This is a genomic window from Metapseudomonas resinovorans DSM 21078 (assembly GCF_000423545.1).
Classification (GTDB): domain Bacteria; phylum Pseudomonadota; class Gammaproteobacteria; order Pseudomonadales; family Pseudomonadaceae; genus Metapseudomonas; species Metapseudomonas resinovorans.
The window spans coordinates 143021-158508 of sequence record NZ_KE384032.1; the positions used below are offsets into that span (position 1 = coordinate 143021).

At 64.8% G+C, this 15488-nt stretch carries 11 protein-coding genes and 1 pseudogene; 1 reads left to right on the forward strand and 11 read right to left on the reverse strand.

The features are described from left to right. Positions 1–32: 32 nt before the first annotated feature. From G559_RS0126725 to glyA, 5 genes are read right to left on the reverse strand one after another with little or no spacing between them, the layout of a single operon-like run. Complete coding sequence (locus G559_RS0126725) at positions 33–662, reverse strand: sarcosine oxidase subunit gamma (protein WP_028631170.1); 630 nt, start codon at positions 660–662, stop codon at positions 33–35. Beyond that, the gene (locus G559_RS0126730; protein WP_028631171.1) at positions 655–3672 is read right to left on the reverse strand and encodes a sarcosine oxidase subunit alpha; all 3018 of its coding nucleotides are present in this window, start codon (positions 3670–3672) and stop codon (positions 655–657) included. Before G559_RS0126730 ends, G559_RS0126725 begins: the two co-directional genes overlap by 8 nt. Further along, on the reverse strand, positions 3669–3995 hold the full coding sequence (locus G559_RS0126735) for a sarcosine oxidase subunit delta (protein ID WP_028631172.1): 327 nt from the start codon (positions 3993–3995) through the stop codon (positions 3669–3671). Before G559_RS0126735 ends, G559_RS0126730 begins: the two co-directional genes overlap by 4 nt. 11 nt (positions 3996–4006) lie before the next feature. Continuing rightward, positions 4007–5257 carry a sarcosine oxidase subunit beta gene (locus G559_RS0126740; RefSeq protein ID WP_028631173.1) on the reverse strand — a complete coding sequence of 417 codons (1251 nt, stop codon included), beginning with the start codon at positions 5255–5257 and terminating at the stop codon, positions 4007–4009. 15 nt (positions 5258–5272) lie between these two features. Further along, on the reverse strand, positions 5273–6526 hold the full coding sequence (gene glyA, locus G559_RS0126745) for a serine hydroxymethyltransferase (protein ID WP_028631174.1): 1254 nt from the start codon (positions 6524–6526) through the stop codon (positions 5273–5275). 380 nt (positions 6527–6906) lie between these two features. Between glyA and G559_RS0126750 the strand changes: the two genes are divergently transcribed. Next, entirely contained in the window at positions 6907–7926 is a 1020-nt protein-coding gene (locus tag G559_RS0126750; RefSeq protein ID WP_028631175.1) for a GlxA family transcriptional regulator, read from the forward strand. A gap of 120 nt (positions 7927–8046) precedes the next feature. Here G559_RS0126750 and G559_RS0126755 read toward each other — a convergent pair whose 3' ends face one another. From G559_RS0126755 to G559_RS0126780, 6 genes and pseudogenes are all read right to left on the reverse strand, one after another. Next, positions 8047–9441 (reverse strand): purine-cytosine permease family protein, encoded by a 1395-nt coding sequence (locus G559_RS0126755; protein WP_028631176.1) that lies wholly within the window; start codon positions 9439–9441, stop codon positions 8047–8049. 87 nt (positions 9442–9528) lie between these two features. Further along, the gene (locus G559_RS0126760; RefSeq protein WP_028631177.1) at positions 9529–10311 is read right to left on the reverse strand and encodes a creatininase; all 783 of its coding nucleotides are present in this window, start codon (positions 10309–10311) and stop codon (positions 9529–9531) included. Between the two features lie 122 nt (positions 10312–10433). After that, positions 10434–11777, reverse strand: coding sequence for an MFS transporter (locus G559_RS0126765; protein ID WP_028631178.1), 1344 nt, complete (start codon positions 11775–11777; stop codon positions 10434–10436). A 295-nt stretch (positions 11778–12072) separates the two neighbouring features. After that, on the reverse strand, positions 12073–13284 hold the full coding sequence (locus G559_RS0126770) for a M24 family metallopeptidase (protein ID WP_028631179.1): 1212 nt from the start codon (positions 13282–13284) through the stop codon (positions 12073–12075). 463 nt (positions 13285–13747) lie between these two features. Then, positions 13748–14515: pseudogene (locus G559_RS0126775) on the reverse strand (GlxA family transcriptional regulator); the annotation flags it as partial. A 4-nt stretch (positions 14516–14519) separates the two neighbouring features. After that, positions 14520–15488 (reverse strand): L-serine ammonia-lyase (locus tag G559_RS0126780; RefSeq protein ID WP_028631181.1); only part of this gene is annotated, 969 nt, incomplete at its 5' end.

The following is a 15488-nucleotide window of genomic DNA, read 5'->3' on the forward strand; positions in this document are numbered from 1 at the left end:
CCCAAGGGGAGAGGGGGCTTTCCGTTTTCCCGTCAGGCCTTCACCGCCAGTCCGAACTCAGCACTGGCATCTTGCAGCCAGAGCCAGAAGTAGTCGGAGAAGCTGCGGCGGATCAGCAGTTCCCAGGTGTCTTCGCCGGTATGGCGAATCACCAGCGAGGCCTTGGCGAAGGTGCTGCCGACAGCCTTGCCCACCGGGAAGTTGCTCGGGTGCACGTCGTAGGGGGTCGACTTCATCAGCACCTCGCGGGCCTTGGGCCCGGAGAGCTCGAGGATGGTCTGGCCACCGCTGACGTTGACCACGGAAATGTGCTGGCCATCCAGCGCCTTGCGCAGGCGCTGTTCGACTTCGAACTCCTGCCCGCTCGGCACGATCAGCAGCCACTCATCCGGGCCCAGCCACTGCAGCGAGGTGTCGCCGCTGGCCACCAGCGTCAGGGCGACCGGCAGCTCCAGGCCGAGGGCGCTGTGCACGCCACCGGCGAAGGCCGGGTCCTTGGCGTCGCCACGGATCACCAGGTGTCCGAGGAGCTTCTTCTCGCGCAGGGTCACCCCTGCACTGCTCTTGCCCTTGCGCGCCAACTCGTCGAGGCCGGCGTGGTACAGCGGCGATTCGGCATGGGCGGAGTCGGGGCGCTGCTTGTAGACGTTCACGTTAGACATTCTGGCGGTCCCCTTTCGGGTCATAGAACACGGAGCTGCAGATTTCGGCTTCGATCACGCTGCCATCGGCCAGCGGTGCGAACACGCGTTCGCCCATGCGCTTCAGGCCGCCCTTGACCACAGCCATGGCGAAGGAATATCCCAAGGTCGCGCTCATGTAGCTGGAGGTGACGTGGCCGACCATCTTCATCGGGATGGATTGCTTCGGATCGAACACCAGTTGGGCGCCTTCCGGCAGCACCTTGTTCGGGTCGATGGGCTTGAGGCCCACCAGTTGCTTGCGCTCTTCACGCAGGCAGTCCTCGCGGTTCATGCCGCGCCAGCCGATCCAGGAGAAGGCCTTGCTGCGGCCGACGCACCAGCCCATGTTCAGGTCGTCCGGGGTCACCGAGCCGTCGGTATCCTGACCGATGATGATGAAGCCCTTCTCGGCCCGCAGCACGTGCATGGTTTCGGTGCCGTAGGGGGTCAGGTTGTACTTCTTGCCGGCCTCGACGATCTTCTCCCACACGCCCAGCGCGTAGTCGGCCTGCACGTTCACCTCGTAGGACAGCTCACCGGTGAAGGAGATTCGGAACACCCGCGCCGGCACGCCCCCGACCAGACCTTCCTTCCAGCTCATGAAGGGGAAGGCGTCCTTGTCCAGGTCGATGTCGGTGACCTCGGCCAGCAATTTGCGGCTGTTCGGGCCAGACAGGGTCATGGTGGCCCAGTGGTCGGTGACCGAGGTGAAGTACACCTTCAGTTCCGGCCATTCGGTCTGGTGGTAGATCTCCAGCCACTCCATCACACGGGCGGCGCCGCCGGTGGTAGTGGTCATGACGAAATGGTTCTCGCCGATGCAGGCGGTCACGCCGTCGTCGAAGACCATGCCGTCTTCCTTGCACATCAGGCCGTAACGGGCCTTGCCCACATCCAGCTTGGTCCAGGCGTTGGTGTAGACGCGGTTGAGGAACTCGCGCGCATCCGGGCCCTGGATGTCGATCTTGCCCAGGGTCGAGGCATCGAGGATGCCCACGCTGTCACGCACGGCCTTGCATTCGCGGTCCACGGCGGCGTGCATGTCTTCGCCGCGCTTGGGGAAGTACCAGGGGCGTTTCCACTGGCCGACGTCCTCGAATTCCGCGCCCTGCTCCAGGTGCCAGCGATGCATGGCGGTGTAACGCTTGGGCTCGAACAGGTGGCCGCAGTGACGGCCGGCAACAGCGCCGAAGGTCACCGGGGTGTAGTTCGGGCGGAACATGGTGGTGCCCATCTCGGCGATGCTGATGCCCATCGAACGGGCGGCGATGGCCAGACCGTTGATGTTGCCCAGCTTGCCCTGGTCGGTACCGAAGCCCAGCGCGGTGTAGCGCTTGACGTGCTCGACCGACTCGAAGCCCTCGCGGGTAGCCAGTTCGATGCCGGCGGAGGTGACATCGTTCTGCAGGTCGACGAACTGCTTCGGCGCACGGGAGGTGGACTTGTCGTGCGGTACCTGGAACAGCGCCACGGTGGCCTCTTCCTTGCGCTTCTCGGTCTTCGGCAGGCTGCCTTCGACCACTTTGAAGCCCGCCTCGGCACCCGCCTTGGCACCGGCTTCGAAGCCATCGGCCAGCGCATCGCCCAGGCCGAACACGCCATTCACGGCACCGGCGCAGTAACGCTTCTGGAAGCCTTCGCCAGGAACGAAGGCGAGGATGTCTTCACGCCAGGTCGGCTTGCCGCCCAGGTGGGAGGCCAGGTGCACCACCGGGCTGTAGCCGCCGGAGCTGACGATCAGGTCGCAGTCCACCACTTCGCCGGGGCTGGTGACCTTGTGGCCTTTCAGGTCGATGGCGCAGATGCGGGCACCGGTGACGCGCTTGCTGCCACGGGCCTCGACCACGGCGCTGCCGGTGAGGATGCGCACGCCACGGGCACGGGCTTCTTCCACCCAGGCACCGCGCGGGTTGCTGCGGGCATCGGCCACGGCTACCACTTGCTGGCCGGCATCGAGCCAATCCAACACCACGCGGTAGGCGTAGTCGTTGTTGGTGGACAGCACCAGTTGGCGGCCAGGGGCCACGCCGTAGCGGTTCACATAGGTGGAGACGGAGCCGGCGAGCATGTTGCCCGGCACATCGTTGTTCGAATACACCAGCGGACGCTCGTGGGCGCCGGCGGCCAGCACCACGCGCTTGGCACGGACGCGATGCACGCGATGCCGGGCCTGCCCATGGGGCGCAACCTCGCCAAGATGGTCAGTCAGGCGCTGGTGGATGGTGAGGAAGTTGTGGTCGTGATAGCCGTTCACCGTGGCGCGCGACAGCAGGGTCACTTCCGGCAGTGTCTCCAGCTCGGCGATGACCTTGGCCACCCACTCGGCAGCGGGCTTGCCATCCAGGGTCTCGCGGGTGTCCAGCAGGCTGCCGCCGAACTCTTCCTGCTCGTCCGCCAGGATCACACGGGCACCGCTGCGGCCAGCGGCCAGGGCGGCAGCCAGGCCAGCCGGGCCGGCGCCGACCACCAGCACGTCGCAGTACTGGTTCATGTGGTCATAGATGTCAGGGTCGACTTCGAGCGGCGCACGACCGAGGCCGGCGGCCTTGCGGATGTACTTCTCGTAGGTCAGCCACAGGTTCTGCGGGTACATGAAGGTCTTGTAGTAGAACCCGGGCGGCATCATGCCGCCGCCGACCTTGCCGAGGATGCCCATCACGTCGTTGTTCACGTTCGGCCAGCCGTTGGTGCTGCTGGCCACCAGGCCGGCATACAGGGCCTGCTGGGTGGCACGCACGTTCGGTACCTGGGAGCTCTCGGTGGAACCGATCTGCAACACGGCGTTGGGCTCTTCCGCACCGGCGGCGACGATGCCGCGCGGACGGGAATACTTGAAGCTGCGGCCGATGATATCGACGCCGTTGGCCAGCAGGGCGGCGGCCAGGGTGTCGCCGGAGAAGCCCTGGTAGTTCTGGCCGTTGAAGGTGAAGGTCAGCGGTTGGCTGCGATCGACGCGGCCACCCTTGGGAAGGCGGTTGACCTGGCTCATGCCGTTACTCCTGCGGTCGCGGCTTTCTTGTCGCCGACGTTGGCCTCGGTGACAGTGGGCTTCTCACCGATCTTGTAGGTTTCGAGGATCTCGTAGCTCACGGTGTGGCGCGTGGCGTTGAAGTACTTGCGGCAGCCGGCGGCGTGCACCCACAGCTCGTGGTGGATGCCGCGCGGGTTGTCGCGGAAGAAGATGTAGTCGCCCCACTCCTCATCGGTGCAGGCGTTGGGGTCCAGCGGGCGCGGGATGTGCGCCTGGCCCTTGGCGTGGAATTCCTCTTCGGAGCGCAGTTCGCCACAGTAGGGGCAGAAAATGTGCAGCATGGCGATTCTCCTTAGTGAGCCACGGCAGCGGCGCCGTGCTCGTCGATCAGTGCGCCGGTATGGAAACGGTCGATGGAGAAGGGCTTGGCCAGCGGGTGCATCTCGCCACGCGCCAGGCTCGCCGCAAAGACGTGGCCCGAACCCGGGGTAGCCTTGAAGCCGCCGGTGCCCCAGCCGCAGTTGAAGAACAGGTTCTTCACCGGGGTCTTGGAGATGATCGGGCAGGCGTCCGGGGTGGTATCCACGATGCCGCCCCACTGACGGTTCATGCGCACGCGGGAGAGGATCGGGAACATCTCCACGATGGCCTGCAGGGTGTGCTCGATGGTCCCGTAGGAACCGCGCTGGCCGTAGCCGTTGTAGCCGTCGATACCGGCACCGATCACCAGGTCGCCCTTGTCGGACTGGCTGATGTAGCCGTGCACGGCGTTGGACATGATCACGCTGTGGATAATCGGCTTGATCGGCTCGGACACCAGGGCCTGCAGCGGGTGGGATTCCAGCGGCAGGCGGAAACCGGCCTGCTTGGCCATGTGCCCGGAGTTGCCGGCGGTGACCACACCGACGCGCTTGGCACCGATGAAGCCGCGATTGGTTTCAACACCGATCACCGCGCCATCCTGCTTGCGGAAGCCGAGTACTTCGGTGTTCTGCAAGAGGTCGACGCCCAAGGCGTCGGCGGCACGGGCGTAGCCCCAGGCCACGGCATCGTGACGGGCTACGCCGCCGCGACGCTGAACGGTGGAGCCCATGATCGGGTAGCGGGTGCTCTTGCTGCAGTCGAGGAAGGGAATCTCCTCGGCCACCTGGCGGGCGTCCAGCAGTTCGCCGTCGACGCCGTTCAAGCGGTTGGCGTTGACCCGGCGAGCCGAGTCACGCATGTCCTGCAGGGTGTGGCAGAGGTTGTAGACGCCACGCTGGGAGAACATCACGTTGTAGTTCAGGTCCTGGGACAGGCCTTCCCACAGTTTCATGGCGTGCTCGTACAGCTGCGCGGACTCGTCCCACAGGTAGTTGGAGCGGACGATGGTGGTGTTGCGCGCGGTGTTGCCGCCGCCCAGCCAGCCTTTCTCCACTACCGCGACGTTCTTCACGCCAAATTCCTTGGCCAGGTAGTAGGCAGTAGCCAGGCCGTGGCCGCCGCCGCCCACGATGATCACGTCATAGACCGGCTTCGGCGTAGGGTTGCGCCACATGCGTTGCCAGTTTTCGTGGTGGCTCAGGGAGTGCTTGAACAGACCGAAGCCGGAATAACGTTGCATGTTCGGACTCCTGGATCAGCGGTAGACGGGGAAGTCGGCGCAGAGACCGGCGACCTGCTTGGCCACCTGGGCTTCGACGTCGGCATCGCCGAGGTGGTCGAGGATGTCGCAGATCCAGCCAGCCAGCTCGATGCTCTGCGCTTCCTTGAAACCACGGCTGGTGATGGCCGGGGTGCCGATACGCACGCCCGAGGTCACGAAAGGCGACTGCGGGTCGTTCGGCACGGCGTTCTTGTTCACAGTGATACCGGCGCGGCCGAGGGCGGCGTCGGCCTCTTTGCCGGTCTTGCCCTGCTTGATCAGGCTGACCAGGAACAGGTGGTTGTCGGTGCCGCCAGAGACCACGTCGTAGCCGCGGTCGATGAACACCTTGGCCATGGCCTTGGCGTTCTTGATGACCTGAGCCTGGTAGTCCTTGAAGCCGGGTTCCAGCGCTTCCTTGAAGCACACGGCCTTGGCGGCGATCACGTGCATCAGCGGGCCGCCCTGGGCGCCGGGGAACACGGCGGAGTTCAGCTTCTTCTCGATCTCTTCGTTGGATTTGGCCAGGATCAGGCCGCCACGCGGACCGCGCAGGGTCTTGTGGGTGGTGGTGGTAACCACGTCGGCGTAGGGCAGCGGGTTCGGGTACAGGCCGGCGGCCACCAGGCCAGCGACGTGGGCCATGTCGACGAACAACAGTGCACCGACCTTGTCGGCGATGGCGCGGAAGCGCGGGAAGTCGAGGGTCTTGGAGTAGGCGGAGAAGCCGGCAACGATCATCTTCGGCTTGTGCTCAACGGCCAGGCGCTCGACTTCGTCGTAATCGATCAGGCCGGTGGCGGTGTCCAGGCCGTACTGCACCGCATTGTAGAGCTTGCCGGAGGACGACACCTTGGCGCCGTGGGTCAGGTGGCCGCCATGGGCCAGGCTCATGCCAAGGATGGTGTCACCCGCATTGAGCAGGGCAAGGTAGACGGCGCTGTTGGCCTGGGAACCGGAGTGCGGCTGGACGTTGGCGTAATCGGCACCGAAGAGTTGCTTGGCGCGGTCGATGGCCAGCTGCTCGACCTTGTCGACGAACTCGCAGCCACCGTAGTAACGCTTGCCCGGGTAGCCTTCGGCGTATTTGTTGGTCAGGCCGCTGCCCTGGGCCTCCATCACGCGCTTGCTGGTGTAGTTCTCCGAGGCGATCAGCTCGATGTGGTCTTCCTGACGGTGCTCTTCTTCCTGCATCGCGCTGAACAGTTCGTCGTCGTAACCCTGGATCTGGTCTTGCTTGCTGAACATCGATGATCTCCTGCGACAACCCGCTGTCGTCTCTGTTGTTTTGGGGGCTCTGCACCGACCGCTGAAATCCTGTCGGTACCTGCCTGTTGCGGCCGATTGTGCGAAATAGCCCGACACCCCGTTTGCCTGTTTGCGACGTGTAAATGCCCAAACCTACCCAGGCAGCGAAGTAAAACCGTTCGATTACCGGAGACCGCTTCGCTGGCCCCCGGATTTCACGCCGGACGCCGCTGATGCCGGGTTGGAATGGGTGTAAGCTGGACCCCGGCGCAGGCCCGCTCCCGCGCCGCAGAACAATAAAAAGACAGAGCTGCATTTCGACGTCTGCCTCACCCGCCTATACCCAAAAACGACAGTCGAAGCAGTGGAGGAAGAACCAGATGGCTGTTGCGAACCTTGCGGCGCCGCCCGTCGACGAAACATCAGGCCAACCCCGGCCGGCCGGAGTGAAGACCTTCGGCTTCCTGTTGATCCCCAACTTCACCACCATCGGCTTCGCCTCGGCGATCGAGACCCTGCGCATGGCCAACCTGGCCGCCAAGCGCAGCCTGTTCCGTACCCTGCTGATCGCCGCCGACCACGAGCCGGTTCAGGCCAGCAACGGCATGCGCGTGGTCCCCGATCACAGCCTCGACGACGCCCCCGAGCTGGACGCCCTGTTCGTCGTCGGTTCCAACCCCATGCCGCCGCGCTACGACCGCCGCCTGCTGCACTGGGTGCGCAAGCTGGCCCAGCACGACGTGCCGCTGGGCGGCATCTGCACCGGCAGCCACCTGCTGGCTAGTGCCGAGCTGCTCAAGGGCTACCGCTGCACCATGCACTGGGAAGACATTGAACAGGTGAAGGACAAGTTCCCCGGCATCATCATCTCCAACCAGCTGTTCGAGCTGGACCGCGACCGCTACACCTGTTCCGGCGGCACCGCCTCCATGGACATGACGCTGCAACTGATCGCCCGCGAACCCGGCGGCGTGGAGATCGCCACCCGCGCCGCCGAGCTGCTGCTCTGCGACCGCATGCGCGGCGCCCGTGAGCAGCAGCGTGTTCCCCTGCGGCAGAAGCTCGGCCATGCCCAGCCGAAGCTGAGTCAGATCGTCGCGATCATGGAAGCCAATCTGGAAGAACCGCTGGAGCTGGAAGAACTGGCGCAGCTCAACGAAGTGTCGGTACGCCAGCTGGAACGGTTGTTTCACAAGTACCTGGACCGCACGCCCAGCCAGTACTACCTGGAACTGCGCCTCAACCGCGCCCGCGATTTGTTGCTGCGCAGCGAGTCCCAGGTCCGCGACATCGCCATGGCCTGCGGTTTCGCCTCGCCGGCGCACTTCTCCAAGTGCTACAGCCGCTTCTTCGGCCACTCGCCGCGCGGCGAGCGCAAGCAGAGTCCCTTGCACTCCTGATCGGCGACTGAGAACTGTAGGGGCGAATTCATTCGCCCCTACAAGTGAACGTACCAACCTCACGAACAAAAACGCCGCCCTCCTCTTGGGGGCGGCGTTTTCATTTCCGTACCTCGCGTGTCAGGCGTCCTGTTCAACCCCTGCGCTCAGGGCCACTACCGGCTTTTTTGCCAACAGCCAGTAGGCCAGCCCTGATACCAGGATGGCGGGGAAGCTCGCGGTGATCTGCTCGGCTATGTCCTTGAACACATGGGCCAACACGAAGTACACCGCAAAGCCCAGGACCAGCGCGGCGATACCCGCCGGGTTCCAGCCATTGCTGCCGTAATAGGCGCCGCCGGATTCGGCAAAGAGGTCGCGGTCGCTGATGCGCTTGCCGCGCACGCAGAAGTAGTCGACCAGGATGATGGTCCAGAGCGGGATGAACAGGCCGCCGATGACGCCGAGGAAGGTCTCGAAGTAATGCAGGAAGGAGTCGAAGGCCATGGGCACGAAGCACAGCGCCAACTGCAGCACGACGATGATCGCCAGGGCCTTTTTCGGGGTCAGGCTCTTGAACGCGCCCAGCAGGCCCATGCCGGAGCCGTAGAGCACGGTGACGTTGGTGCTGACGGTGGCGAAAATCAGCACCAGGAAGGACACCAGGCCCAGCCCCAGGGTAGCCAGGGTGGAGCTGGGGTCGGAGTTGTTGGGGTCGATGCTGCCGGTTTGCAGTGCCACCCCGATGGTGCCAATGGCGCCGATCAGCATGAACCAGCCCTGCCCCACGTTGAGCCCCAGCCAGCTGCCCACGGTGGCCGCCTTGCCGGTCTTGGCGAAGCGGGAGAAGTCCGCCACCTGGGCCCAGGTCCAGGAGAATCCGAAGGCCAGGTCTATGTAGAAGGCCACCGAGTGGGCCGGGTTCGCCACCTTGAACGCCATCAGCTCACCCAGGTCCCACTGCGACAGCACGATGTAGCTGACCCAGACGCCCAGCACCAGCAGCAGCACGCCGGCGACGCGCTCCAGATAGCGAATCGCCTCATGGCCGAGGAAGGTGATGATGCCCTGCGCCACGGCGGTCAACAGAATGCCGAGCACCATTGGTCCCGCCGCGCCGGGCTGGCCAAAGGTCGGCCAGCTGAACGCCGCGCCGAACACGTGGGTGAGGGAAATGGCGGCGATGAAGCTGTTCACGCTGGGCCAGCCGATCAGCACCAGGAACTGGGCCACGCCGGTCAGGCGCGACCCCTTGGTGCCCAGGGCAGGACGGGCCACCACGGCCGTACTGGCACCGTAGCGGTAGCCGATGTAGGCCACTGCCGCCCAGGGAATCATCATCAGCGGCAGCCAGAGAATGCTGTACTGCAGGACGAAGACCATGCCCAGTGAGGCGGCCATGCCGCCAAAGAACCAGGAACCGGTGTTGATGCCGGAGCCGAACCAGGTCCACACGGTGTCGCCGAAGCCGTAGCTGCGCTCCGCCGGTTTGATCTGATTGAGCCCGTACTCTTTGTGCGCGTCTGAATTCGACATAGCTGAAACTTCCTCGCGAACCGCCACAGCGGTCACTTGTTGTAGTTGTGAAGTCGCTTGTTCTGTTCGGGTTGACGCAATGCCTGGTCAGGTGGGCGGGAACTCCTCGCGGATAGCGTCGGCGATGCCCTGGACGCAGACCTCCAGGATCAACTCGCCCTTCTCCCGGCTGGCCGTCCTCGCCGACGACAGGGTTCCCGGCGCCGGCGTGCGGGCCGGGTCCACCGGAAACACGTCATAGGGCGGGAAGGTCGCAGGCGGGTGATCGACGACGCGATCCAGGTCCACGAGATCCGGGTACAGCGCCAGCATCAGCGACGTCTCGAAGACGCCGCCGTGCTCGATGTCCCAGCCGAGGAACCCCTCGGGATAGAGACGCTGGATCACGGCCGGGTCCTTGACGAAGTCCCAGTAGGAGAGCACCACGACCTTGAAGTCCTGGATGCCGGCATAGCGCAGCTCGCGCAGGGCAAGGTCGATGCCTTCGACGATGAACATGGAGTTTTCGTAGTGGCCATTCATCAGCACCAGCCGGCGCGCACCGTGGCGGGCCAGCTCGCGAATGATGTCCTGCACCGTACCGGTCAACGTGGCGCCGTCCAGGCTGGTGGTTCCGGGGAAGTGGTTGCCGCCGCCGGACTTCTGCTGGGACTTGTAGCCGTACTGCAGGCCCGGCAGGACCAGCGCGCCGATGTGCTCGGCAACCCGTTGGCACACCGCAGTGGGCAGCAGCACATCCACGTTCATGCACATGTGATGGCCGTGCTGCTCCAGGGCGCCGACCGGCAGCATCAGCACACAGTCGCCGCCTGCGATGCGCGCCTCGTAGTCCTTCCAGGTCAGCTCACCTACGAAAACACTCTTGCTCATCGAAATACTCCAGGGATTCTCGGCGCCAGACGGACTTCCGCTAATGGCATTGCATCAGAAGTGCGTGGGCGACTTTTGTACGTATCCGACCCGAAGTTGGCAGGATCGCCAGGGGCCAGCCGTCAGTCGTCCGCCAGGGCCTTATGCGCCGTCTCGCGGATGGTCAGCATCGCCAGCAGCGCCACGGCCGCCGCGCCCACCAGCATCCAGGCCGGCGCCATCTTGTCGCCGGTCTGGCTGATCAACCAGGTGGCGATGAACGGCGCGGTGCCGCCGAACAGGGCGTTGGCGGTGTTGAAGCTGAAGGCGAAGCCGCTGTAGCGCACCCGCGTCGGGAACACCTCCGCGAGGAAGCACGGCAGGGTGCCGTCGTTCATCGCCAGCATCAGGCCGAAGGCGATCTGGATCAGCAGAATGAAGGCGAAGCCCTGCCCGTCCAGCAGGCCGAACAGCGGCAGCGTGAGGGCGAGGAACAGCAGCGACGCGGCGATCAGCATGGTCTTGCGGCCGAAGCGATCAGACAGCTTGCCCATCAGGAAGATGAAACCGATGTAGGTCGCCAGCGACACGGTGGACGCCAGGAAGGAATCAGTCTCGGTCATGCCCATCTCGGTGGAGAGATAGGTCGGCATGTAGCTGAGGATCAGGTAGAAGGCCACCGCGTTGAGGCAGGTGACGCCGATGGCCACCAGCACTTTCTTGCGATGCACGCCGAGGAGTTCGCGGATCGGCACCTTGTGCTCGGTTTCCTTCTTCGCCATCGCCTGTTCCATCTCGCGGAACTTGGGCGTGTCCTGCAGGTGCAGGCGGATGTAGCGGCCGATCAGCCCGAGGGGGGCCGCCAGCAGGAAGGGGATGCGCCACCCCCAGCTGTGCAGTTGTTCGGTGTCCAGCTGCGAATAGAGCAGTGCCGCGAACAGCGAACCGAACAGCAGCCCCGCTGCGGTACTGGCCGGCACCAGGCTGGTGTAGAAGCCACGTTTGTTGTCCGGCGCGTACTCGGCGAGGAAGGCCGCCGCACCCGCGTATTCCCCGGAGGCGGAGAAACCTTGCACCAGGCGGATCAGCAACAGCAACAGCGGCGCGAGCATGCCCACCTGGGCGTAGGTCGGCAGCAGCGCGATGCAGAAGGTGGCGCCGGACATGATGAGGATGGACAGGGAAAGGGCGTTACGCCGGCCGTAACGGTCGCCGATATGACCCCAGACGATGCCGCCGATGGGGCGGATGATGAAGGAGATGGCAAACACCGCGAAGGCCGCCAGCAAGCCGGTGGTCTTGTCCGTGGCGGGGAAGAACACGACGGCGATCACCGCCGCCAGATAGCCATAGGCGGCGTAGTCGAACCACTCGACGAAGTTGCCCATGAAGCTGGCGGTCGCCGCGCGGCGGAGCGTGCTGCGCTCGCTGCTGGACATTGGGCTCGCGGCCTGGCCGTAGGCCAGGGACTGGTTGGATGTGCTCATCGGGCACCCCCTGCAATCGGGAGTTGCGCCTGGGTTTCCGAAGTATGGACGGGAGCGCCCCGACCGTTGTTGAAAGACACACTGTCGGCCGCTCCCCGAAGGAGCGTTCCTGCAATAAACCTGACCATCGCCTGTACCTCTATTGTTATGTCGTGCTAGTTCGGCAGCGGGTAGTCAAAAGGCGGCGCGTGCGCGGGGTCTGGACCCCGTGAATGCCGCGCGTCGATTCTTGTTGTGGTGGTGCGTGAAACCACGGCCCGCGCAGGAGGTCGGCTCTGCGCGGGCGTGGACGGGGTCATTTGCGGATGATGTTTTTCTCCGGCCCGTAGGGGAATTTGGTGATGTTTTCGGCACCGTCCGCGTTGACGATCAGGATGTCGTGCTCGCGGTAACCACCGGCACCCGGCAGGCCTTCCGGCAGCATGATCATCGGTTCCATGGACACCACCATGCCCGGCTCCAGCACCGTGTCGATATCCTCGCGCAGCTCCAGGCCGGCCTCGCGGCCGTAGTAGTGGCTGAGGGTGCCGAAGGAGTGGCCGTAGCCGAAGGTGCGGTACTGCAGCACGTCGTGCTTGAGGAAGATCTCGTTCAGTTCACGGGCGATATCGCTGCAGCGCGCACCGGGCTTGATCAGCTTGAGGCCGGCCTCGTGCACCTCGACGTTGACCTGCCACAGGCGCAGGTGGTCGTCGGAGCAGTGGTCGAGGAACAGGGTGCGCTCCAGGGCGGTGTAGTAGCCGGCGATCATCGGGAAGCAGTTGAGGCTGAGGATGTCGCCCTTGTTCACCTTGCGGGTGGTCACCGGGTTGTGCGCGCCGTCGGTGTTGATGCCGGACTGGAACCAGGTCCAGGTGTCCATCAGCTCCACGTCGTCGAAGGTGTCGGCAATGGCGCGAACCATGGCCTGGGTGGCATGCAGCGCCACTTCGTATTCCGGCACCTGGTCACGCAGGGCTTCCACCACCGCCGCGCCACCGATATCGGCGATGCGCGCACCGTGGCGGATCATGACGTGCTCTTCGGCGGACTTGATCATGCGCATGCGCATGCAGGCGGCTGCCACATCCACCAGCTCGGCTTCGGGGTAGCGGGCGGCCAGCTTGTCGCGGTTCAACAGGTTCAGGTGATCGTGCTCGATACCGATGCGGCGTGCTTTCGGCAGGGCCTGCTGGATGGCGACGAAGTAGTTATCACGCTGCCAGTCGGTGTAGACGATGTTGTCGGTGCCCTGGGTGCGGCGCCACGGCTGGCCGCCGTCGATGTTAGCGCTGATGCTGATAACGTCGTCCTGGGTCACCACCAGCGCGTAGGGACGGCCGAAGGAGCAGTAGAGGAAGTCGGAGTAGTAGTTGATGTTGTGGTACGAGGTGAAGATCGCGGCGTCGATGTTCTCCGCCGCCAGGTGCGCGCGCAGTTTGGCTTGGCGGCTGGCGTATTCCTGGGCGGAGAAGGTGGAGCGAACCTTGTCGCCGTTACGGATGCGGAGCGTCTTGGGCATTTGCATGGCGGTGAACCCTTGTTGTTATCCACTGACTCGACACACCGGATTGGTGGGCCGTTGGACAGCATTGCAACAGAAGCAACCGGCCACTTTTTGTACGAATCCGACCCCAAGTTGGTCAGATCCGCTGGGGTGGGGCTGGGGCTCCGAACAGTGCTTGAACACCCTCACCCCCGGCCCCTCTCCCGCAGGGAGAGGGGTGACTCATGCCGGGCACAGTGTGCGAAGTCTGCACGGACAGCCCCCTCTCCCCCTGGGAAAGGGCTGGGGTGAGGGCAGTTGGGTTAACTCGGACTAGCCGGCAGGCGCGAATGCTCTTGTGTAGGGGCGAATTCATTCGCCCCTACAAGGAAAGCCCCGAGCTTTTCTGCCCCGGCAAAAAAACGGGCCCGGACCGTGCTGCCAGGCACGGGCGGGCCCGAAGTGGTGCCAAGGGTGCTCAGTGCATCGCGGCGCGGCAGAGCTGCGGCTTGTCCAGCCGTTCGTTGCTGGGCGGGATGCCGAAGTGCTCGCGGTAGCACTTGGAGAAATTCTGCGCGGAAAGGAAGCCGCAGCCGAAGGCCACCTGTACCACCGGCAGGGCGGTCTGGCGCAGCAGTTGGCGAGCACGCAGCAGGCGCAACTTGAGGTAGTAGCGCGATGGCGAGCAATGCAGGTACTTCTGGAACAGCCTTTCCAATTGGCGCCGCGACAGCTCGATGAAGCTGGCCAAGTCATCCAGATCGATGGGCTCTTCCAGATTGGCCTCCATCAGCGCGATCACTTCCTGCAGCTTGGGCTGCGCGCTGGCGAGGGCATCGCGCAGGGTCAGCCGACTGGCCCAGGCCGGAATATTTTCGCCGTCCTGAAGCAAACCGGCGTCGGCCAGCACAGCGCGGGCAGATTCCAGTGCGCCCAGCTTCACGCCGTGGGCGGACAGGTCGCGGAGTTGCGCGAGCAATCCGGCGTCGGCGAGTGGAGCGCCGTCGCCGCCACAGAGAATCAGGGCGTCCAGTTCGCGCGCCTCGGCGAGGCTGCCTTCGGGCGTCAGCTGCATGCCGTTGTCGGCGCGCACCGGGGTGCCGTCGCACGTCAGGGTGCACCAGTGATAGAGGCCCGTTCCGGACAGTTGGTTGGCCAGGCGCAGCGGCTCGAGGGCGCCGGCCAGTGCAATCAGGCTGAAGTCATCCAACAGCAGGAAGCCGATGGACTCGAAGCGGGTTTCAGGCTTGCGCAGGGCTTGATAGGCGCTCATGGCATCAGCACTCCACGGCACTCACGGCCAGCCCGCCGCGTGAGGTTTCCTTGTACTTGTCGTGCATGTCGGCGCCGGTGTCGCGCATGGTGCGGATCACCCGGTCCAGCGAGATGAAGTGCTCACCATCACCGCGCAGCGCCATCTGCGCCGCGTTGATCGCCTTCACCGCGGCTATCGCGTTGCGTTCGATGCACGGCACCTGCACCAGCCCGCCCACCGGGTCGCAGGTCAGCCCCAGGTTGTGCTCCAGGCCGATCTCCGCCGCGTTCTCCAGCTGCGCCGGAGTCGCCCCCAGCACTTCCGCCAGGCCCGCCGCCGCCATCGCACAGGCCGAACCGACTTCGCCCTGGCAACCGACTTCGGCACCGGAGATCGACGCGTTCTTCTTGCACAGGATGCCGACGGCCGCCGCCCCCAGGAAGAAGTTCACCACGTCGTCTTCGTTGGCCTCGGGGTTGAAGCGCATGTAGTAGTGCAGCACCGCCGGGATGATCCCCGCCGCACCGTTGGTGGGCGCGGTGACCATGCGCCCGCCGGCGGCGTTTTCCTCGTTCACCGCCAGGGCGTAGAGGTTCACCCATTCCATCGCGCTCATGGTGCTGCCAATCACGTTCGGCTTGCCCAGCTCCTGCAGGCTGCGGTGCAGCTTGGCGGCGCGCCGGCGCACGTTCAGCCCGCCGGGCAGGATGCCTTCGTGGCCGAGGCCGTTGGTCACGCATTCCTGCATGGCGTCCCAGAGCTTCAGCAGCCCGGCACGGATCTCCGCTTCGCTGCGCCAGGCCTTTTCGTTGGCCAGCATCAGTTCGGCGATGCGCAGGTTGTGCCGCTGGCACAGCTCCAGCAGTTCTTCGGCGCTGGAGAAGTCGTAGGGCAGCTCGGTGTGGTCCTGGTCCAGTTGCCCGGACTTGGCCTGGGCTTCGTCGACGACGAAACCGCCGCCGATGGAGTAGTAGGTGTCGCGGTGCAGTTC